Origin of the sequence: Citricoccus sp. (assembly GCF_032154715.1) — a bacterium.
Classification (GTDB): Bacteria; Actinomycetota; Actinomycetes; order Actinomycetales; family Micrococcaceae; genus Citricoccus.
On sequence record NZ_JALDXU010000039.1, the window covers coordinates 1 to 18,931 of the forward strand.

The 18,931-nt window shown below is 68.9% G+C and carries 21 protein-coding genes and 1 pseudogene; 8 read left to right on the forward strand and 14 right to left on the reverse strand.

Annotated features, from left to right (window positions below; genetic code table 11):
* Positions 1-415: pseudogene (locus tag RUH65_RS08295) on the forward strand (phosphotransferase); the annotation flags it as partial.
* A 118-nt stretch (positions 416-533) separates the two neighbouring features.
* On the opposite strand, the gene RUH65_RS08300 reads toward RUH65_RS08295, so the two are convergent.
* From RUH65_RS08300 to RUH65_RS08335, 8 genes are all read right to left on the reverse strand, one after another.
* Positions 534-2,585, reverse strand: a complete 2,052-nt coding sequence (locus tag RUH65_RS08300) for a CocE/NonD family hydrolase (RefSeq protein WP_313816885.1) — start codon at positions 2,583-2,585, stop codon at positions 534-536.
* Positions 2,582-3,901, reverse strand: coding sequence for an ATP-grasp domain-containing protein (locus tag RUH65_RS08305; protein ID WP_313816886.1), 1,320 nt, complete (start codon positions 3,899-3,901; stop codon positions 2,582-2,584). Before RUH65_RS08305 ends, RUH65_RS08300 begins: the two co-directional genes overlap by 4 nt.
* 102 nt (positions 3,902-4,003) lie before the next feature.
* A complete protein-coding gene (locus RUH65_RS08310) occupies positions 4,004-4,954 on the reverse strand; it encodes a phosphotransferase (RefSeq protein WP_313816887.1) in 951 nt (316 codons plus the stop codon).
* Positions 4,955-5,053: 99 nt separating this feature from the next.
* Positions 5,054-6,568: an Asp-tRNA(Asn)/Glu-tRNA(Gln) amidotransferase subunit GatB gene (gene gatB, locus RUH65_RS08315; protein WP_313816888.1), complete on the reverse strand. Its 1,515-nt coding sequence runs from the start codon at positions 6,566-6,568 to the stop codon at positions 5,054-5,056.
* Positions 6,568-8,187 (reverse strand): Asp-tRNA(Asn)/Glu-tRNA(Gln) amidotransferase subunit GatA, encoded by a 1,620-nt coding sequence (gene gatA / locus RUH65_RS08320; protein ID WP_396179868.1) that lies wholly within the window; start codon positions 8,185-8,187, stop codon positions 6,568-6,570. Before gatA ends, gatB begins: the two co-directional genes overlap by 1 nt.
* A gap of 14 nt (positions 8,188-8,201) precedes the next feature.
* Positions 8,202-8,498 carry an Asp-tRNA(Asn)/Glu-tRNA(Gln) amidotransferase subunit GatC gene (gene gatC, locus RUH65_RS08325; protein ID WP_159549672.1) on the reverse strand — a complete coding sequence of 99 codons (297 nt, stop codon included), beginning with the start codon at positions 8,496-8,498 and terminating at the stop codon, positions 8,202-8,204.
* A gap of 111 nt (positions 8,499-8,609) precedes the next feature.
* A complete protein-coding gene (locus tag RUH65_RS08330) occupies positions 8,610-9,317 on the reverse strand; it encodes a GNAT family N-acetyltransferase (RefSeq protein WP_313816891.1) in 708 nt (235 codons plus the stop codon).
* Positions 9,298-9,651 carry a DUF2809 domain-containing protein gene (locus RUH65_RS08335; RefSeq protein ID WP_313816892.1) on the reverse strand — a complete coding sequence of 118 codons (354 nt, stop codon included), beginning with the start codon at positions 9,649-9,651 and terminating at the stop codon, positions 9,298-9,300. Before RUH65_RS08335 ends, RUH65_RS08330 begins: the two co-directional genes overlap by 20 nt.
* 175 nt (positions 9,652-9,826) lie before the next feature.
* On the opposite strand from RUH65_RS08335, the gene RUH65_RS08340 reads away from it, so the two are divergent.
* Positions 9,827-10,723 carry a dihydrodipicolinate synthase family protein gene (locus tag RUH65_RS08340; protein ID WP_313816893.1) on the forward strand — a complete coding sequence of 299 codons (897 nt, stop codon included), beginning with the start codon at positions 9,827-9,829 and terminating at the stop codon, positions 10,721-10,723.
* Between the two features lie 12 nt (positions 10,724-10,735).
* Here the strand turns inward: RUH65_RS08340 and RUH65_RS08345 are convergent, their stop codons facing one another.
* From RUH65_RS08345 to RUH65_RS08355, 3 genes are read right to left on the reverse strand one after another with little or no spacing between them, the layout of a single operon-like run.
* Positions 10,736-11,449 (reverse strand): cation transporter, encoded by a 714-nt coding sequence (locus RUH65_RS08345; RefSeq protein ID WP_313816894.1) that lies wholly within the window; start codon positions 11,447-11,449, stop codon positions 10,736-10,738.
* On the reverse strand, positions 11,446-11,778 hold the full coding sequence (locus RUH65_RS08350; RefSeq protein ID WP_313816895.1) for a metalloregulator ArsR/SmtB family transcription factor: 333 nt from the start codon (positions 11,776-11,778) through the stop codon (positions 11,446-11,448). The genes RUH65_RS08345 and RUH65_RS08350 overlap by 4 nt, the downstream gene beginning before the upstream one ends.
* Positions 11,779-11,832: 54 nt before the next feature.
* Positions 11,833-12,483: an isochorismatase family protein gene (locus tag RUH65_RS08355; protein WP_313816896.1), complete on the reverse strand. Its 651-nt coding sequence runs from the start codon at positions 12,481-12,483 to the stop codon at positions 11,833-11,835.
* 126 nt (positions 12,484-12,609) lie between these two features.
* On the opposite strand from RUH65_RS08355, the gene RUH65_RS08360 reads away from it, so the two are divergent.
* Positions 12,610-13,560, forward strand: a complete 951-nt coding sequence (locus RUH65_RS08360) for a helix-turn-helix domain-containing protein (protein WP_313816898.1) — start codon at positions 12,610-12,612, stop codon at positions 13,558-13,560.
* A 58-nt stretch (positions 13,561-13,618) separates the two neighbouring features.
* Here the strand turns inward: RUH65_RS08360 and RUH65_RS08365 are convergent, their stop codons facing one another.
* Complete coding sequence (locus RUH65_RS08365) at positions 13,619-13,993, reverse strand: metalloregulator ArsR/SmtB family transcription factor (protein ID WP_313816899.1); 375 nt, start codon at positions 13,991-13,993, stop codon at positions 13,619-13,621.
* Positions 13,994-14,073: 80 nt separating this feature from the next.
* Between RUH65_RS08365 and arsB the strand changes: the two genes are divergently transcribed.
* The 4 genes from arsB to RUH65_RS08385 are packed head-to-tail and all read left to right on the forward strand — an operon-like array spanning position 14,074 to position 17,658.
* Positions 14,074-15,192 (forward strand): ACR3 family arsenite efflux transporter, encoded by a 1,119-nt coding sequence (arsB, locus tag RUH65_RS08370; protein ID WP_313816900.1) that lies wholly within the window; start codon positions 14,074-14,076, stop codon positions 15,190-15,192.
* A gap of 31 nt (positions 15,193-15,223) precedes the next feature.
* Complete coding sequence (locus RUH65_RS08375) at positions 15,224-15,673, forward strand: low molecular weight phosphatase family protein (protein ID WP_313816902.1); 450 nt, start codon at positions 15,224-15,226, stop codon at positions 15,671-15,673.
* 39 nt (positions 15,674-15,712) lie between these two features.
* A complete protein-coding gene (locus tag RUH65_RS08380) occupies positions 15,713-16,180 on the forward strand; it encodes an arsenate reductase ArsC (protein WP_313816903.1) in 468 nt (155 codons plus the stop codon).
* 14 nt (positions 16,181-16,194) lie between these two features.
* Positions 16,195-17,658, forward strand: a complete 1,464-nt coding sequence (locus RUH65_RS08385) for an NAD(P)-binding domain-containing protein (RefSeq protein WP_396179862.1) — start codon at positions 16,195-16,197, stop codon at positions 17,656-17,658.
* Between the two features lie 55 nt (positions 17,659-17,713).
* On the opposite strand, the gene RUH65_RS08390 is transcribed toward RUH65_RS08385, so the two are convergent.
* Entirely contained in the window at positions 17,714-18,235 is a 522-nt protein-coding gene (locus RUH65_RS08390) for a CGNR zinc finger domain-containing protein (RefSeq protein WP_313816906.1), read from the reverse strand.
* Between the two features lie 25 nt (positions 18,236-18,260).
* Between RUH65_RS08390 and RUH65_RS08395 the strand changes: the two genes are divergently transcribed.
* Complete coding sequence (locus tag RUH65_RS08395) at positions 18,261-18,491, forward strand: hypothetical protein (RefSeq protein WP_313816908.1); 231 nt, start codon at positions 18,261-18,263, stop codon at positions 18,489-18,491.
* On the opposite strand, the gene RUH65_RS08400 is transcribed toward RUH65_RS08395, so the two are convergent.
* Positions 18,463-18,927: a glutaredoxin domain-containing protein gene (locus tag RUH65_RS08400; RefSeq protein ID WP_313816909.1), complete on the reverse strand. Its 465-nt coding sequence runs from the start codon at positions 18,925-18,927 to the stop codon at positions 18,463-18,465. The genes RUH65_RS08395 and RUH65_RS08400 overlap by 29 nt on opposite strands.
* Positions 18,928-18,931 lie beyond the last annotated feature (4 nt).

Sequence of the window (18,931 nt, forward strand, 5' to 3'; positions counted from 1 at the left end):
ACCGTCCCTGGTCCACGGGGACCTGGCCGGGCACAACATGCGGTGGCAGCGTGCAGGAGCCGGAGGTGGCGGTGACCACTGGGACCTGACCGGGATCCTGGACTGGGACCTGGCCGCCGTGTGGGATCCCGCCTTGAACCCGGCCTATCTGGCCCTGTGGCACGGTGAGGAGAAGCTGGAGGCGATCGCGCGGGACGCCGACGAGGCCCTGCGGGGACGGGTCTGGCTGGGATGGATGGCCCTGGAGGCGATCTACGATGCGTCCCTGCGTGAGGATCCGGCGAGCGAGATCGGGCCGGCCACCTGGCCGAAGCTACTGCCCAAGGTGCTCCCCCGCATCGAGCGGGCCACCGAGGCGCTGGCCCGGTGGCAGGCTGAGCACACGCCGACGAACGGCCGCGTGAGCGCTCGGTGAGCACCGGCGTCGGGAACGGAGTCCACGACGGCGGCTGCCACCAGGGCCGGCCCGGACGGTGGCGCGGAGATTCCGCAGCCGCCGCCCGGAGTAGGACCGCACGAGTGCTCCGCGAGTCTTACACCAGGTCTCGCGGAATGCGGCGGTGCCAGCTCTGCGAGTAGACGCGGGGGTCGCCGCGCTGGGCATCCAGTTCGTAGGCGTCGAGTTCCGCATCGATGATGAACTCGGCGGGTGTGGAGGTCAGCACCGTGCTGGTTTTGACCTCGGCCCCCCAGTCCTCGCGCTCGACCCGGCGCACGGTCCGGGTCTCACCGCGCACGGAGTTCACGTCGTTCCAGCGGAAGCTGTACCACTCCTCGGTGCCGCGCCGGATGTGGCTCCCGGTGTCCTCGATGCGGAAGGCCCCCTGGTCATTGGCGATCTCCAGGGTGGAGACGTTCGTTGCCAGGTCACGGGTGACCCGCCAGTGATGCCGTCCGGGCTGCGTCTGGGTCACCTCCAACGGGGTCGCGGCCTCCGGCTCCTCGAACTCGCGCAGCCGGGCGTCCTCCGGCCGGCGGGGACGCTGGGGGACGGTGAGGGTGCTGACCCCGGTGGTGAGGGAGACGGTGGCCGCCTCCGGGGAGGGCCAGGCCAGGGGCCAGTAGGAGGTCGAGATGGACAGCCGGAGGCGGTGCCCGGCCGGGAAGGTCTGGGCGATGCCATTCAGCGGCACCGTGACCCGGTACTTCTTCCCCGGTTCCAGCGGACTCGGCTCCTCGCTGCTGTCCCGGTGGGTGAGGTTGAGCAGCCCGTAGGTCACCCGGGTGGCCTCGCCGTCCAGGTTCACGTCCGAGAGCCGCACGGCGAGCATGGCCACCGGCCGGTCCGCGGAGACCTCCAGGTGGCACTCCGGCAGGCCGAAGATCTCCAGGTCCTCGGTGAGCGGATGGGACTCGAAGAAGATGGCGCCGCCGTCCTCTTCCCGCTGGTCGAAGGGCAGGTCCGGCACGGCCGCATAGGAGGCCCACTTGCCGGCGAACATGCCCACGCTCAGGGGGGACTTCATCTCGATCTCGGCCTCCGACTCGCCATGCTGGTCAGCGTCGGATTCGGCCTCCTCGAGGTGGTGGCCGCGCAGGGTGTACTCACGGTCCTCGATCCCCGGGGCGGGCCACTGGTCCTCGGCGACCCAGCGGCCGGGCCGGTCCTCGTAAGAGGACGCCGGTGAGATGCTGTCCTGCATCCAGGCCCGGAGCATGGGCTCATCCATCACCCCGGTGTCCCGGTCCTTGAGCCAGTGGTCCCACCACCGCACGGCCTCCTGCAGGAAGCCGATGGCCGGGCCCGGCACGCCGAGGTGCGGATACTTGTGGCCCCACGGTCCGATCAGGCCCTTCCGTGGGACGTCCAGGTTCTCCATCAGGCGGAACACGGCGTTGGTGTAGCCGTCCGCCCAGCCGCCGACTGCCATCACCGGGCACTTCACCTGGCTGTAGTCCTCGCAGACCGAGGCTGTTTTCCAGTAGTCGTCGCGCCGCTGGTGCTCCAGCCAGGTCTCCAGCCACAGCCCACTGCCGGCCAGCCGCTCGTGCCACATGTCCCGCCACCGTTCGCCCACGATCTGCGGATCGGGCGGAAGGCTGTTGAAGGCGAACATCACGGTGGCCTCGGAGAGGTTGTCGCCGAGCAGGCAACCACCCATGTAGTGCATGTTGTCCACGTAGATGTCGTCCGTGGCCGAGGCGCTGATGATGGCCTTGAGGGCCGGGGGCTGACGGGCCGCCAGTTGCAGGCTGTTGAACCCACCCCAGGAGATGCCCATCATGCCGACCTTGCCGTCACACCATGGCTGCTCGGCCAGCCAGGCGATGACGTCCTCGGCGTCCTCATGCTCCTGGGCGCGGTACTCGTCCACCATGACGCCGTCCGAATCGCCGCTGCCGCGCAGGTCCACTCGGGCGCACACGTAGCCGTGCCCGGCCATGTACGGGTGGTTCAACTCGTCCCGTGCGCGGCTGCTGTCCCGTTTCCGGTACGGGATGTACTCCAGGATCGCCGGGACGGGCTTCTGCTCGGCGTCGACCGGCATCCAGATCCGGGCGGCCAGCCGGGCCCCGTCCCGCATGGGGATGAATACGTTCTCGATGACCCGCGTCTCATGCGGGAATTCGGTGATGGTCTTCATCGTCCTCCTTCTCCATCGTGGTCGTCCGACTCTGCGCTGGCGTACTCGAACGGCAGCTCCTGGACGATCCGTGCGTGGAACCGGCCGAGTTCCTCATGGTTGGACGCGCCGAGGTAGAACTTGCCGACGATGAACCGGTAGCTGTCCTGGCCGGCCAACTCGGACAGCCGGTCACCCTCATGGGCCATCAGGGTCAGGACCGTGCCGGGGTGTCGTTCCGCCAGGGCCTTCTTGTCCTCCTCATCAGGCACCCGGGTCACCACGGCGTCCTCATCATGGAAGACCATGCACTGGGCCGCCACGGCATACTCACCCTGGCGGTGGGGCATCCGTGGCTCACGGCCCAGGGCGATGTCGATCGCGACCTCATGGTTCGAGGCACCGTCCACCTTGGCGAACAGGTCACTGTGGGACTGCGAGATCCGGGTGTTGACCTCGATCATCCACAGCTGGTCCTGCTCCTCGTCCCACATGAACTCGGAGTTGAAGCAGCCGTTGTCGAAACCGACGTGCTTCAGGTACCGCTCGGTGGCATCGATCATCCGTTGCTGCACACCCTCCGGCACACTGCTGGCCGGGTAGTCCAGCCGGTCGAAACTGGTACCGTCCGCGTCCTTGTGCATGTCCAGCACTCCGTGGACGCGGAACGTGCCCCGGAATACCGTGCCCTCCGGTGCGGCCTGCGTGCCCTGCACGAACTGCTCCGCCAGGCAGGTGTTGCCTCCCCACTGCTGCAGCTCCGGCGGCAGGTCCACCATGGACAGCGCCGCGTCGAAGGCGTCCCCGATCTCCCCGATGTGCGCGCGGATCTCGGCCAGGGCCTCGTTGAAGCCCGCCTCGTCCTCGATCTTGAAACCGAGGTTCGAGGAGTGGGCCTTGACCGGTTTCACCCAGAACGGGTAGTCCAGGTCGATCGTGTCCAGCGCATGGTCGTCGAAGGGGTCGAACGCGGCGAAGCCGGGCACGCACTCCGGAATGCTGGCCCGCTGTTCCAGCCGGCTCCAGTACTTGTGCTCGCACTTCAGCACGCTCTCCAGGGACGGCGCCGGCAGTCCACGCTCAGCCGCCAGGATGGGTGTCATCACGCTGACGGGGAAGTCCCAGTGGGCGATGATCGCGTCCACCGTCCCGTCGAAGGCATCCAGTTGGCGACGCGCGGCCGCCAGCAACTCCTCGAAATCGATCTCCGCGGTCTCCACCAGCCGCTCGTAGTCCAGCACGTTGTGGAAGGCGTAGTTCTCAGCCCCCGAGACGGTCTCGAGTTCGTGCCGCTGGACCTCGGTCAGGCCCAGGACATGAATGTTCTTCTGTTCCATCACGCGCAACCTCTCGTCGGCGAACGGCTCGGTCGAGCCTGCGGCCACCGTAAACACGGCTGAGGACGAAACACAACGTGGGACCGGACGGCGCGTCGGGCCTCAGGCGAGCAGGTCCCGCCCCAACGGGCGCAATGCCTCCCCCGGGGATTGGGCCGCGAAGATGAGCGCGAAGTGCACCGCCCAGCCCTGCGCCCGGGCCCAGAGGGCAGGATCCGGAACCCGGCCGGCGTCGTAGGCGATCCTGAAGGCATCCCGGCCGGAGGGTGAGAAATGCAACAAGGCCGAACCCAGGTCCGAGGCCGGATCCCCGGCACACAGGTCACCGAAATCCACGAGTACCGGAGAACGGCGTAGGCGATCCGGCCCGACGCCGGCCAGCACCGTGTTGTTCGGGTGCGGATCCCCGTGGAGCCAGACTCGGGCACCCGCATACGGCGCCGCGTCCACCGCCCGCCTCCAGGCCTCGGCGAGCTGCTCCCGGCGCTCCCGGCCGAGTTCGCCGGCCACGGCATCCCACCGCCGGGAGAAACGGTCCTCCACCTCGGCCAGACCGACCCCACGGAAGGCGCTGGCGGGGGCATCCGCGGGTGCCGGCTGGTGCAGTCCCCGCAGGGTGGCGGCCAGCTGGACGGCATAGGCGTCCCGTGCCTCAAGGGGCACGTGGACCGCCGGTGTCCCGTCCATCCAGGGCACCACCGCCCAACGGAACGGGTAGCCGGCGCGGGGCACGCCCGTGCGGACCGGCGTCGGGATGACAGGTAGGGCGGGAGTGGCGTGGTCCGCTTGGTCGGTGGTGCCGACCGGACGGGCAACCAACTGGGCCGCCAGCCGCGGCAGCCAGGCGACCTCCCGGTCGAGCAGCGTCTCGGCCTGGGCGTGCCGGGGCAGGCGGAGGGCCAGGCGCTCGCCCAGCCGGACCATGGTGTTGTCCCAGCCGCGGACCGGCTCCGCCAGCGGCAGGGGGGCGAGTTCGGGATGCTGCTCACTCAACAGGGCACGGACCAATGCCGGGTCGATGACCGGCTCACCGTCACGCAACTCCCACGGCATGCTGCCCCTCTCTCGTGGAAACTGGCGGTCGAAAACGCCCCATAATGTCCCGATGCCGGGCAATGATGGGGCGCTATCGACCTGCAGATGAAAGAGGGGCTACTCGCTGACGCCCAACTGCTCCATCACGATCTCGCGGACCCGGGCGGCATCGGCCTGGCCGCGGGTGGCCTTCATCACCGGGCCAATCAAGGCGCCGATGGCCTGCAGCTTGCCGGCCTTGATCTTGTCCACCACGCCCGGGTTCTCGGCGATGGCGGCCTCCACCGCGGCGTTCAGCGCACCGTCGTCGGAGACCACAGCGAGCGAGCGGGCCTCGACGATGGTGCGCGGGGCACCCTCGCCGTCGGCGACGAAGCCGAGCACCTGCTTGGCGAGCTTGTCATTGATGGTCTTCTCGGCGATCAGCGCCTCGACCTCGACCACGTCCGCCGGGGTGACCCCGAGTTCGGCGATGTCCTTCTCGGCGAGGTTGGCCAGGCGGGCGATCTCGCCCATCCACCACTTGCGGGCCGCGGCGGCACTGGCGCCGGCCTCGATGGTCGCCGCGATCTCGTCCAGGACGCCGGCGTTGACGACGTCTCGGAACTCCTCGTCCGAGAAGCCCCAATCCGCCTTCAGGCGCTTGCGGCGCTCGGCCGGGGGCTCCGGCAACTCCCCGCGCAGACGCTCGATCCACTCCGGCGTGGTGTGGATCGGCACGAGGTCCGGCTCCGGGAAGTACCGGTAGTCGTCCGCATCCGACTTGGGACGGCCCGAGGTGGTGGTGCGGGTCCCCTCCTGCCAGTGCCTGGTCTCCTGCGTCACGGTGCCACCGGAGGAGAGGACGGCGGCCTGGCGCTGGATCTCGAACGTCACCGCGTGCGCCACGGCCCGGGTGGAGTTGACGTTCTTCGTCTCGGTGCGGGTGCCGAACACGGTGGACCCCTGCGGCATCAGGGACACGTTGGCGTCGCAACGGACGTTGCCGCGCTCCATCCGGGCGTCCGAGATGCCGAGGTTCTTGACGATGTCCCGGATCTGGGTGACGTAGGCCTTGGCCAGCTCGGCGGCGCGCTCACCGGCGCCGGTGATCGGCTTGGTGACGATCTCCACCAGCGGCACGCCGGCGCGGTTGTAGTCCACCAGCGAGGAAGCGGCGTCCTGGATGCGGCCCGAGGCCCCGCCCTGGTGGGTCAGCTTGCCCGCGTCCTCCTCCATGTGGGCGCGCTCGATCTCCACGCGGAAGACCGTGCCGTCCTCGAGTTCGACGTCCAGCCAGCCGTCGTGGGCGATCGGATCGTCGTACTGGGAGGTCTGGAAGTTCTTCGGGGTGTCCGGGTAGAAGTAGTTCTTCCGGGCGAATCCGCAGACTTCGGCGATCTGGCAGTTCAACGCCAGGCCGAGCTTGATGGAGTACTCCACCGCGGTCCCGTTGACCACCGGCAGCACGCCCGGCAGGCCGAGGTCCACCGGGGTCACGTTGGTGTTCGGCTCGTCCCCGAAGCCGTTGGGCGCCGAGGAGAACATCTTGGTCCGGGTGTTGAGCTCCACATGGACCTCGAAGCCGAGCACCGGCTCGTACTGGGCCATGGCCTCCTCGAACGTGAGCACCTCGTCAGTGACGGCGGCCATCAGTTCTCTCCTCCTGCGGTTGCGGTAGCGGGGGCGTTCCCGACGCCGGCCGGTGCGGCGGCGCCCGAACCGTCCAGGTCCGGAGCCTGGGCCCAGAACGGGGTGCCCCAGGCCTCCTCGAGGCGGGACTCGAGTGCGGCGGCGGCACGGTACATGGTGGCATCGCCGCGGGCGGGGGCCAGGAACTGAATGCCCACGGGCAGTCCCTCGGACAGTCCGGCGGGCACCGAGATGCCCGGGATGCCGGCCAGGTTGGCGGGGATGGTGGCGATGTCGTTGTTGTACATCGCCACCGGGTCATCCAGCTTCTCACCCAGGGGGAAGGCGGTGACCGGGGAGGTCGGCGAGATCAGCACGTCCACCTGCTCGAACGCGGCGGCGAAGTCGCGCTGGATCAGGGTGCGGACCTTCTGCGCCGAGCCGTAGTAGGCGTCGTAGTAGCCGGCCGAGAGCGCGTAGGTGCCCAGGATGATGCGGCGCTTGACCTCATCCCCGAAGCCGGCCGCACGGGTGGCACCCATGACCTGCTCGATGGTGCCGCCGCCGTCCGGCACCACGCGGTTGCCGAACCGGACGCCGTCGAACTTGGCGAGGTTGGAGGAGACCTCCGAGGGCATGATCAGGTAGTAGGCACCCAGGGCGTAGCCGAGGTGCGGGCAGGAGACCTCGGAGATCTCTGCCCCGGCGTCCTGGAGGACCTGCACCGACTCCTGGAAGCGGGCCAGCACGCCCTCCTGGAATCCCTCGCCCTCAAGCTCGGCGATGATGCCGATGCGCAGGCCTTTCAGCTCGCCGTTGCGGGCTGCCTCGAGCAGTCCGTCCAGGGGCTCGGGCAGGGAGGTGGAGTCCCGGGGGTCGTGACCGCCGATGAGCTCCTGCAGGGCGGCGGCGTCGGAGACGGTTCGGGTCACCGGGCCCACCTGGTCCAGGGAGGAGGCCATGGCGATGACGCCGTAGCGGGACACCGCGCCGTAGGTGGGCTTGGCGCCCACGGTGCCGGTGACGGCCCCGGGCTGGCGGATCGAGCCGCCGGTGTCCGTGCCGAGGGCCAGGGGGGCCATGAAGGCCGCCACCGCGGCGGCGGAGCCACCCCCGGAGCCGCCGGGGGTCCGGCTCAGGTCCCAGGGGTTGCGGGTGTCACCGAACGCGGAGTGCTCGGTGGAGGAGCCCATGGCGAACTCGTCCAGGTTGGTCTTGCCGAGGATCGGCAGCCGGGCTGCGCGGATCTTCTGCACCACGGTGGCGTCATAGGGGCTCATCCAGCCCTCGAGCATCCTGGAGGCGGCGGTGGTCGGCTGGCCGACGGTGACGATGAGGTCCTTCACCGCGATCGGCACGCCGGCCAGGGGGTGCAGGTCCTGCGCCTCGGTGCCGCCGGCGGCGCGGAGGGCGTCCACCTCGGCGGCCACGGCGAGCGCCTCCTCGGTGTTGACGTGCAGGAAGGCGTGCACGCCGGCGGCTCCCTCAGTACCTGGGTCGGCAGCGGGGCCGTCGACCGCGGCGATGCGGTCCAGGTGGGCCTGAGTGAGCTCCACCGAGGTGATCTCCCCGGCACGCAGACGTTCGGCCATCTGCAGGGCGGTCAGCTTGATGAGGTCATTCGGGGGCAGTTCAGTCACGTCAGTCACGCCGATCACTCCCCGTCCAGGATCGCGGGGACCTTGAACTGGCCGTCCTCGGCGTCCGGGGCCATGGCGAGTGCCTGTTCCTGGGTCAGCATGCCCGAGGGCACGTCCTCGCGGAACACGTTGCGCAGCGGGATCGGGTGGGACGTGCGCGGCACGTCCTGGCCGGCGACTTCGCTGACCGAGGTGATGGCATCCATGATGAAGGCGAGCTCTCCGGACATCTTGTCCAGTTCGTTCTCGTCCATCCGGATGTGGGCCAGTCGCGCCAGGTGGGCGACGTCCTCACGGGTGATGGCGGACATGAATCTCCTGTGGTTTCCACCTGTGGTGGTCTGACGTGTCTGGTGTGCCTGGGACAGGTTCGGTCACCCAGTCTAGTGCGGAGTGCTGCCGCGCTGGGTTCACTGCGGGGTTCAGACGGCGCGCCGGTACACCCAGTAGAGGGGGTCCTCGCCCGACGTCGGCGCCTGGCCGATGTCCGAGAGGCGCCAGTCCCGCTCCGGGACCCGGACGAACCCCTCGGATTCGTAGAGCCGGTGTGCCCCGGACATGCTCTCCATGGTGGTCAGCACGACTGCGGCGACCCCCTCCAGCTGTTCGGCCCGGTCGATCGCGGCGCGGACCAGGGCCCGGGCCACCCCCCGGCGCTGCACGCGCGGGTCCACGGCGAGCATCCGGAACTCGAGTTCGCCCTCGCGGGCGGTCTCGGACATCGGCATCCCCGGGAGGGTCAGGACCACCGAGCCGGCGATGACGGGACCCGCCGCGCCGAGCGCGGCCGGGCCGGCGTCGGGCGCCGTGGGGGTGTCCGTAGCTGCGGGGGTGCCCGGAAGGCTTTCAGTGAGGGCCGCCGCCTCGACTTCGCCGACGAGGACGCGGGCCTGGCGGGCCCGGGTGGCCACGTCCTGGAGGTTCGCGATGTACTCGTCTTCGGGATCGATATGACCGCCGTCGATGTAGGAGGTCACCGTCAGGTGCGCGATCGCCGCATGGTCCTCCGCCCGCGCGTCACGCACCGTGACCCCCGGGACGCGCGAGACGGGTTGTGGCCAGCCGGCGGAGCGGAGGGCCGGGTGCAGATCGTCAGTGGGGTCAGCGTTCTCAAGGCGTTCGTGCGGCACGGCTGAATCCTACGCCGAGCAGACGGTCGGCGGCGTAGGCGACGGCGACCCCGCCGGCGTAGGCCACCAGGTCCGCGAACCCGAACGTGGTGCCCAGGACCAGCCGGAGGGGCGGCCACCACGCCCCGAGATCCGCTGAGAAGCCGGTGAGCTGGAGCAGCTCGACCGCAAGGCACCCGGCCAGCGCCAGTCCGGCCACGAGGACCCGGGGCCGGGTCGGCAGCAACAGGGCGATGAGCAGGTAGATCAGCACGGCATACAGGGCGTCTCCGGCCGGCCCCGTCCAGGCCGCTGTGCTCAGGGTGCGGAGGCCCAGCCCGAGGGCGATGGTCACGGGGACCGCGGCGCCGAGGATCAGGCGCCGGGTGCGGGTGGGGACGGCCTGGGTTGGCTCAGAGATGGAGGTTCCAATCCGGGAGGTGGTTCGGGCTCCCGTTGAGTGTAGACATGACTCGTGAAGCCCTACCGTGTGCCACTCTGGTGGTAAGCCACTGCCAAGGAGCACGACGATGTTGACCGGACTCAGCGCATTTCCTCTCACCCCATTCCATGACGATGAACTGGATGAGCCCGCCTTCATCGGCTTGGTGGAGCGCCTGGTGGACGCCGGCGTCGACTCCATCACCGCGCTCGGCTCCACAGGGTCGTACGCCTACCTGGACCGGGACGAGCGCGCTCGGGTGGCGCGCGCCGCCGTCGCACATGCCGGGGCCGTGCCGGTCTTCGTGGGAATCGGCGCCACCCGCACCTCGCAGGTCCTGGCCCATGCCGAGGCGGCGCAAGAGGCCGGCGCCGCGGGACTGCTGCTGGCGCCGGTGAGCTACCAGCCCCTGACCGACGACGATGTCTTCGAGTTGTTCAGGACGGTGACGGCGTGTTCGTCCGTGCCGGTCATCGTCTACGACAATCCGCGCACCACGCACTTCACGTTCACCACGGAGCTGTACGCGCGGATCGCCGCGCTCGAGGGGATCGCGTCGATCAAGATCCCCGGCGTGCCCGCGGATCCGGCGGCAGCCCGCGCCCACGTCCAGGAAATCCGCGACGCCCTGCCACCGGGGGTGACCATCGGGGTCTCCGGGGATGCCCATGCGGCAGACGGCCTGCTCGCCGGCTGTGATGCCTGGTACTCGGTCATCGCCGGGACCCTGCCCGAGGCGGCCCAGCGGATCGTCCGGGCCGTCCACCAGGGCTCACCGGCGGAGGCACGCGCGCAGTCCCAGCGCCTGGCTCCGCTCTGGGACCTCTTCGCCCGGCACGGCGGGAGCATCCGGGTCATGGCCGCCGTGGCCGAGCAGCTGGGACTGGCGCACCAGTCCAGCCTGCCGCTTCCCCTGCTCGGCCTGACGGAGGACCAGCGAGTCGAGGTGGCCCGCGTGATCACGGGGCTCGGCTTCTGGCCCTGACGTCGGGCCAGATCAGCGGCCGCAGCAACCGCAGTCTGCACCGCACCCTTCTGAGTCGCTGTCCTCGTGCTCGCCCGCGAGGAGCACGGAGGTGGGAGTGCAACACGCATCGCCGCGCCACGCCTCCAGGCCTTCTTTGACCGCGACGGCCGCGATGACCAGTGCGGCGACCGGATCGGCCCAGGACCAGCCCAAGGTGCTATTGAGGACCAGGCCCACCAGCAGCACCGCCGAGAGATAGGTGCAGATCAGGGTCTGTTGGGAGTCGGCCACCGCGGAGGCCGATCCGAGTTCTCGGCCGGTACGCCGCTCGAACCAGGACAGGAACGGCATGATGGCCAGGCTCGCGGCGGCCAGCACGATCCCCACTGTGGAGTGCTCCGGTTCAGCAGCCCCGAGCAGGGCGCGCACCGAGTCGACGGTGACGAAGACCGCCAGGCCGAAGAACGAGAACGCGATCAGGCGCAGGGCCACCTTCTCCCGGCGGTGCGGGTCCGGGCCGGCGAACTGCCAGGCCACCGCTGCCGCGGAGAGGACCTCCACGATGGAGTCCAGGCCGAAGCCGATCAGGGCCGAGGACGAGGCCACGGTCCCGGCGGCCAGCGCGATGGCGGCCTCGATCACGTTGTACGTGATGGTGCCGGCCACGATCCAGCGGATGCGGCGGTGCAGCACCTCACGACGATGGGCCGTCAGGAGCTCAGGGTTCAGAGTCGGGGTGCTCATGCGCAGGTGCACCCTTCGGCGGAGCAGCAGTCCGGGTCGATCGTCAGGGTCAGTGCCAGCAAGTCCCCCAGGGCCCGGCCCAACAGGGGATCCGCCAGGTCGTACCAGACGTGGCGGCCCTCGGCCGTGGTGGTCACCAGCCCACAACCGCGCAGGCAGGCCAGCTGGTTGGACATCACCTGCTTGGACACCCCCAGGAACTCGGCCAGCTCGGTGGGCCGGGCCGGGCCAGTACGCAGGGCCAGCAGGATGCGGGACCGGGTCTCGTCCGAGAGGGCATGACCCAACCGGGACAAGGCCGAGGTATGCGTGAGGGTCGCGGTGCTCATACCTGGAATAGTACAGAACTCCGTGTACCAATGTCAGGCGTTGGCCACCAGGCGTCAGGCGTTGAACACCGACTGTGCCTCACGGCCTTGAACAGCCGACGAACCGAGATCACCCTTCGGCAGGGCTGCGCTTCCCGCCACGGCGGCGGCCCAGTCTGGCGTGGTGGCAACGGCCGCGAAGTTGGAGTGCAGCAGGACCATCAGCGTCTGGTGCACCTGCTGCGCGCTGACACTGCCGGCCTCGTTGGCCAGATGGACGGCGCCGGTGGCATCCGAGAGGACCTCGACCGCCAGGCCCAGCGGCTCGCTGTCAGCCGCCGTGCCCACCACGCAATTGTTGGTCATGTACCCCACGAGGGTGATGGTGTCGACCTCCTGCTCACGGATCCACTCGATCAGGCCGGTGCCGGCGAACACGCTGGCGTAGGACTTGGTCACCCGCTTCACGTCCGGACCGAGCACGTCTTCCACGGCCGGATGCACCTTCCAGCCCGCAGACCCGACGGCGAACACCGGAGCACCCTCGGGGTATTCGTGCTGCACCACGGCCACGGGCATCCCGGCCTGGTCGGCGGTTGTCACGGCGGAGAGGATGTTCGCGAGTGAGAACTCACGGGACGGGTACTGGATGGCCAGCGGAGCCTCAGCGTCGAAGTAGTCGTTCTGCACGTCGATGAGAATCAGGGCACGGCGGGGAGTGGTCACGGTGTTGCCTCCATGGTGTGATGCGGCATCAGGGCCGCGCAGTGGGTCAGCACCTAGCCTCCGCCACGGACCACGCCTATCGTGAGTGGCACACCTGCACACTTTCGATGGGATTCGGCCAACACCATGAAGATCGCCGTCCACGCCTTCTCGGGGATCACCCTCTTCCACCTCGCGGCTCCCCTACTGGTCTTCGGTGAGGTCCGGCGTCAAGGTCTTGCCGCCGATTGGCAGACCACCCTCTTCAGCGACGACGGCGCACCGGTCCGCAGTGCCGAAGGCGTGCTCCTGGACGACCTGGCTGGGACCGAGGCCGTTGCGATGGCGGACCTCCTTGTCCTGCCCTCGTGGCCGGCGGATCTCCCGCCCGTACCCGACTCTTTCGGCACCCTGGTGCGAGGAGCACACGAGCGGGGCGCCGCCGTCGCCGGCCTCTGCCTGGGCGCCTTCCCGGTGGCCGCCAGCGGCATTCTGGGAGAGCGAGAGATCGTGACCCATTGGGGCAGCAGCGACGACCTCGCCCGTGCCTACCCGGCCTTGCCGGTCCAGAACGCCGCACTGTATATCGACCACGGGGATGTCCTGACCTCCGCCGGGACGGCGTCTGCCTTGGATGCCTGCCTGCACATAGTGCGCACGCGGCTGGGTTCGGCGGCCGCAGCCCAGGTCGCCCGGCACCTCGTCATCGCCCCGCACCGCGAAGGCGACCAGGCCCAGTACATCGACCGGCCGCTACCCGGGCCCGAGGGCGCCGGCCCGGTGGCCGAAGCCATGGACTGGGCCCTGGCCCATCTGGATGAGCCGCTGGAGGTGGCGGGAATGGCCGAGCGCGCCCATATGAGTACACGCAACTTCGCCCGCCGCTTCCGGGAGATCACCGGGACCAGCCCCGCCAGGTGGCTTCTGGCTCGTCGCCTGGATGATGCCCGGCGCCTCCTGGAGACCACCGGATGGAGCATCGACCGGATCGCGACGTCGTGCGGATTCGGCAGCGCGGTCACCTTCCGGCAGAATTTCACGGCCACCTTCTCCACCACGCCGACCTCCTATCGGCGGCGCTTCACGGCCCAGGCATAGGTCTCGGGCACGAGGCGCTCCAGGGTCTGACGTGAGCCGGGCAGACGAGACTCGATGATCAGCTGATCTCCAACAGGCGGCGCAGGGCGGCGAACGCCTCCGGCACCACCGTGTAGTGCGCCCACTTGCCGCGTTGCTCCCGCGTGAGCAGGCCGGCGTCGACCAGTTTCTTCATGTGGTGGCTGACGGTGGACTGGCTGATGCCCAGGTCCGCCGTGAGGTCACAGGCGCAGACCGCCTCACAGCCCTGGGCCGCCACGTGGGAGAGCAGGCGCAACCGCACCGGGTCCGCCAGCGCCTTGAAGATCGCCGCAGAGCGCTGGGCCTCGTCGACGCCGATCGGCCCGGCCGCCAAAGAGCAGCACTCGGACGCCACGGGGGTGGACCGGTGGTCGATGGTGTCAGCTGCGAGACGGGTAGCGGTGAGAGCCATCGTGCCATCTTACATTGACGCCTATCAATATGACCAGTAGTGTTCCCATCGATGGTTGTCGATACGAGAGATGGGCCTGCATGAGCACCACCACCGCACCCGCCCCGCACCAGCCGGTGATGAAGGAGATGTCCGTCCTCGACCGTTGGCTGCCTGCCTGGATCCTGTTGGCCATGGTCGTCGGACTAGCCCTGGGCCGCTTTATCCCCGACCTGAACACCGCCCTGGAAGCGGTGAAGGTAGGTGAGGTGTCCCTACCGATCGCCATCGGCCTGCTGGTGATGATGTACCCGGTGCTGGCGAAGGTCCGATATGACGAGACCCACCGCGTCGCCGGGGACAAGCGACTCATGATCACCTCCTTGGCGTTGAACTGGATCCTCGGCCCGGCCCTGATGTTCGCCCTGGCCTGGATGCTACTGCCGGACCTGCCCGAGTACCGCACCGGCCTGATCATCGTCGGCCTGGCACGCTGCATCGCCATGGTTTTCATCTGGAACGACCTGGCCTGTGGGGACCGGGAGGCCGCTGCCGTCCTGGTCGCGATCAACTCCGTCTTCCAGGTCATCGCCTTCGGCGCCCTAGGCTGGTTCTATCTCCAGGTACTGCCCTCCTGGCTGGGCCTGCCGACCACTAGTGCCGACTTCTCCGTCTGGTCGATCGTGCTCAGCGTCCTGGTATTCCTGGGCATCCCCCTGTTGGCCGGGTTCCTCACCCGCCACTTAGGCGAGAAGGTCAAGGGCCGAGACTGGTACGAGAACCGCTTCCTGCCCCGCATCGGCCCTTGGGCCCTGTACGGGTTGCTGTTCACCATCGTGCTGCTGTTCGCTCTGCAAGGTGAGGCCATCACCACCAACCCGTGGGACGTCGCCCGCGTCGCCCTGCCGCTGCTGGCCTACTTTGTGCTCATGTTCGGCATCAGCCTCATCGCGTCCAAGGCCGTGGGTCTGAACTACGCCAAGTCCACCACCGTGGCCTTCACCGCTGCCGGCAACAACTTCGAGCTCGCCATCGCGGTGGCCATCGGCACTTTCGGGGTCACCTCCGGCCAGGCTCTGGCCGGCGTCGTCGGCCCTCTCATCGAGGTACCGGTGCTGGTGGGACTCGTTTACGTGTCCCTGTGGGCCGGACGCAAGCTTTTCCCCGGCGACCCCACAGCGCCCACCCGGGCCCAGACCACCTCCACCTCTCGAGTCTGAACCGTCACTCCCCTCTAGAAGGCTTGTCAAGATGATCACCGAGTCACGACCCTCACCACGCCCGTCGGTGCTGTTCGTCTGTGCCAAGAACGGCGGCAAGTCCCAGATGGCCGCGGCCCTGATGAAACACCATGCCGCCGGGGCCGTTGAGGTTCATTCCGCCGGCACCAGACCGGGTGAGACCATCAACACGCTGTCGGCCGAGGTCATCGCCGAAGCCGGGGCGGACATGTCCACTGGGCACCCCAAGCCCATCGACCCGGATCTGCTGGCCCGGGTGGACCGGGTGGTCGTCCTCGGCGGCGAAGCCACGGTCACTCCCGTGGACGGCATGGCCGGGACCATCGAGACCTGGCACACGGATGAGCCCTCCACCCGTGGCATCGAGGGAACCGACCGGATGCGCCTGGTCCGTGACGACATCGATATCCGGGTGCAGGCCCTGTTGGCCGAGCTCGCCGACACCGCCGCCGGCTCCTGACACAACGATTCCCGAACCCGATCGAGAAGAGATGATCCGATGACTGCAGAGACCACCCCGGAAACCAACCCGGCGGCACAGAACATGACGACCCAGCGGCCCTCGGTGCTGTTCGTGTGCGTGCACAACGCTGGCCGCTCCCAGATGGCCGCCGCCTACCTCCACCACCTCTCACAGGGCCGGATCGAGGTCCGCTCCGCAGGCTCAGCTCCGGGCGATGCCGTGAATCTCGCCGCAGTGGCGGCGATGGCCGAGGAAGGCATCGACATCAGCGCCAACCAACCCCAGGTCCTCACCGACGAGGCAGTACAGGACTCGGACGTGGTCATCACCATGGGCTGCGGAGATGCCTGCCCGTTCTACCCGGGTAAGCGCTACGAGGACTGGAAACTCGAAGACCCTGCCGGCCAGGGCATCGACGGGGTCCGCCCCATCCGCAACGAGATCAAGACCCGCATCGAGCAGCTCATCTCCGAGCTGCTCCCCGCCGTAGCGACTCAGAACTGAAAGCGGGCCTCCCGATGGACAACACGATCACCGACTTGCCTGACACCACCACCAACACGGACACCACCGGATTGCCGGTCGTTGTCATCGGCGCCGGTCCCGTTGGGCTGGCCGCCGGAGCCCACCTGCACGAACGCGGCCTGACACCGTTGATCCTGGAAGCAGGGCCCGACGTCGGCGCCGCCATCCGCGCATGGGGCCACACCCGCCTGTTCTCGCCCTGGCAGTACAACATCGACGCCGCCGCCGACCGCTTGTTGACCGCCGCCGGCTGGACCGCGCCGGACCGGCAGGACCTGCCCACCGGAGCCGAACTCGTCGCACAGTATCTGAAGCCCCTGGCCACCACCACGGCGCTGGCCGCCCACGTGCGCACTGATTCCCGGGTCATCGCGGTGTCCCGGGCCGGGATGGACAAGACCCGCACCACCGGACGGGCCGATACCCCCTTCCTGATCCGGACCCAGCACAGCGACGGGACCCTGGAAGACATCCAGGCCTCCGCGGTGGTCGATGCCTCCGGCACCTGGTTCGTCCCCAACCCCCTGGGCCAGGCCGGACTGCCCGCCCCCGGAGAAGCCGAGGCGATCACGGCCCAGCGCATCACTGTCGCGTTGCCGGACGTCACCGGCCTGGACCGACAGAGGTTCGCTGGCCGACATGTGCTCGTGGTGGGGGCCGGCCACTCGGCGGCCAACACCCTGCTGGACCTCGGTTCCCTGGCCGAGGATGCCCCCGACACCCGGATCTCGTGGGCGGTGCGCTCAGCCGATGTCTCCCGCGTCTACGGCGGCGAGGACCGCGACGAGCTGGCCGCCCGCGGCGCGCTGGGCACCCGGCTGCGCCACCTGGTCGAGTCCGGCACGATCCAGGTGCACACCTCCTTCACCATTAACGGCTTCACCACCGCGGCAGACCATGTGGACGTGCTCGCCTCAACCCCGGCGGGCGGCCAGACCCTGGCCGTGGATGTGGTGGTGCCGGCCACCGGCTTCCGCCCAGACCTGTCCATTTTGTCCGAGCTCCGCCTGGAGCTGGACCCGGCCGTGGACGCCCCTCATCAACTCGGCCCACTGATCGATGCAGAGTTCCACTCCTGCGGATCGGTAACCCCACATGGGGAGCGGATGCTCGCCCATCCCGAGCCGGGTTTTTACATCGTGGGAATGAAGAGCTACGGGCGGGCCCCGACGTTCTTGATGGCCACCGGCTATGAGCAAGTACGCTCCATCGCTGCCTCCCTCGCTGGCGACCAGGCCGCCGCTGACCACGTGGAACTGCACCTGCCCGAGACCGGGGTCTGTTCCACCGACCTCGGCGGATCCTGCGACGCACCGGCCTCCGCATCCCCAGAGGCGGCCTCAAGCTGTTGCGCCCCGGCCACCGCTCACGTGGCCGAAGACGGGTGCTGCGGAGCGCCTCAGCCGGTCACCATCGGAGCCGGGCCCTCCGCCACCCGAGATTCTGGCCGCTGCTAAAGGTCAGTTTCTCAGTCAGGGTGCCGGTTCGGTTGGATGGGCCTGCCCCCTCCCTTCACCGCGACAGACGGGACCGGTGCCGACGGACGGCGGCTCGATTCGCACACCGCACGGAGCAGTATCGCTGGCGGCCGTTGCGGGTGACGTCCACGACGACGTTGCGGCAGGGCTCACCGGCACAGCGTCCGAGCCGGTGCATCCCCCGCGTGGCCAGGTGCAGCGAGGTCCCGACGCTGATGACCGCGCGCAGGACGAAGGGCATCGAGTCGTTCTCGTCCCGATAATGGAGGTGCCACCCCTCGCCGTCGTGATCGGTCAGGCGGGGGTAGGCCGCAGCCGCCGCCATCAGCTCGTTCAGCAATCGGGCGCGCTCACCATCCTCCGGCGCATCGACGACGCGGAGCCAGTCCTCCACCACCGCGCGGGTTCCGGAGTGGTCATCCCGGCCGGGCGGGAAGATCATCGTCATCCCGAAGGCCCGGGTCCGCTCCTCGATGCCCTGACGATCATCAGGCCACTCGTTGGCGAGGGATGCCGCGAGCAGGACCGCGTACTCTCCGTAAGGGTTGAGATGCATAACGGCATTACATCACGATGGGCTCATGACCTCACCCCACACGTTGCCCCTGCCCCTCCAGGAAGACCGGACCACTCGGCACGACCATGGATGGCACGTGGAATCGCGGCATCTGACCTCGGAGGGGCTGGTGCTCTATGTGCGTTGTGTAGGCTGCGCCGCCTTGCGGGTCGATGTCCAGGAGAACCGTGACCTGCCGCCCGCCGCTCTGAGCCGCGAGATCGCGGTCAGTCCACCGGAGTGGCCCGGCGGATGACCGCCTTGGCGCGGTCATAGGTCTCTGCATCCTTCGCCACGAAGTGATCGTCCGCCGTCACCACCGTGGGCACGGTCTCGTTGCCCTGGTGGTACTGGCGGACGCGGGCGGCGGCCTCGGGCTCGTCCCAGATGTTCACCCAGTACGGGGTGGACCGGCCCTCCGAGCCCAGCTCTCGAATGAGCCGGGCGCAGAACTGGCAGCCGGGCCGCCAGAAGACCACCACCCCGCCATTGGCCAGATGCTCGTCGATCCCAGAGGCCGGCCGGGACTGCACCTGCGTGGTGGAGACGAAGCGCAACGCGAAGAACAGCAGGATGGCGGCCGCCACGTAGTTCAAGGGCCCGCGGCCCATGAGGCCCCAGGAGACGAACAGGGCGCTCACCAGCAGCATCAGGGCGGGCAAGAGCCAGGGCTTGGAGAACAGCTGACGCATGGGC

Coding starts and splice junctions, on each gene's coding strand:
- gatC (WP_159549672.1), bottom strand. CDS start 8,498: ATGTCCGCCATCACCCGTGAGGACGTCGCCCACCTGGCGCGACTGGCC.
- RUH65_RS08395 (WP_313816908.1), top strand. CDS start 18,261: ATGACCTCACCCCACACGTTGCCCCTGCCCCTCCAGGAAGACCGGACC.
- RUH65_RS08310 (WP_313816887.1), bottom strand. CDS start 4,954: ATGCCGTGGGAGTTGCGTGACGGTGAGCCGGTCATCGACCCGGCATTG.
- RUH65_RS08390 (WP_313816906.1), bottom strand. CDS start 18,235: ATGCATCTCAACCCTTACGGAGAGTACGCGGTCCTGCTCGCGGCATCC.
- RUH65_RS08300 (WP_313816885.1), bottom strand. CDS start 2,585: ATGAAGACCATCACCGAATTCCCGCATGAGACGCGGGTCATCGAGAAC.
- arsB (WP_313816900.1), top strand. CDS start 14,074: ATGAGCACCACCACCGCACCCGCCCCGCACCAGCCGGTGATGAAGGAG.
- RUH65_RS08375 (WP_313816902.1), top strand. CDS start 15,224: ATGATCACCGAGTCACGACCCTCACCACGCCCGTCGGTGCTGTTCGTC.
- RUH65_RS08340 (WP_313816893.1), top strand. CDS start 9,827: ATGTTGACCGGACTCAGCGCATTTCCTCTCACCCCATTCCATGACGAT.
- RUH65_RS08380 (WP_313816903.1), top strand. CDS start 15,713: ATGACTGCAGAGACCACCCCGGAAACCAACCCGGCGGCACAGAACATG.
- RUH65_RS08350 (WP_313816895.1), bottom strand. CDS start 11,778: ATGAGCACCGCGACCCTCACGCATACCTCGGCCTTGTCCCGGTTGGGT.
- RUH65_RS08365 (WP_313816899.1), bottom strand. CDS start 13,993: ATGGCTCTCACCGCTACCCGTCTCGCAGCTGACACCATCGACCACCGG.
- RUH65_RS08400 (WP_313816909.1), bottom strand. CDS start 18,927: ATGCGTCAGCTGTTCTCCAAGCCCTGGCTCTTGCCCGCCCTGATGCTG.
- RUH65_RS08360 (WP_313816898.1), top strand. CDS start 12,610: ATGAAGATCGCCGTCCACGCCTTCTCGGGGATCACCCTCTTCCACCTC.
- RUH65_RS08305 (WP_313816886.1), bottom strand. CDS start 3,901: ATGGAACAGAAGAACATTCATGTCCTGGGCCTGACCGAGGTCCAGCGG.
- RUH65_RS08385 (WP_396179862.1), top strand. CDS start 16,195: ATGGACAACACGATCACCGACTTGCCTGACACCACCACCAACACGGAC.
- gatB (WP_313816888.1), bottom strand. CDS start 6,568: ATGGCCGCCGTCACTGACGAGGTGCTCACGTTCGAGGAGGCCATGGCC.
- RUH65_RS08345 (WP_313816894.1), bottom strand. CDS start 11,449: ATGAGCACCCCGACTCTGAACCCTGAGCTCCTGACGGCCCATCGTCGT.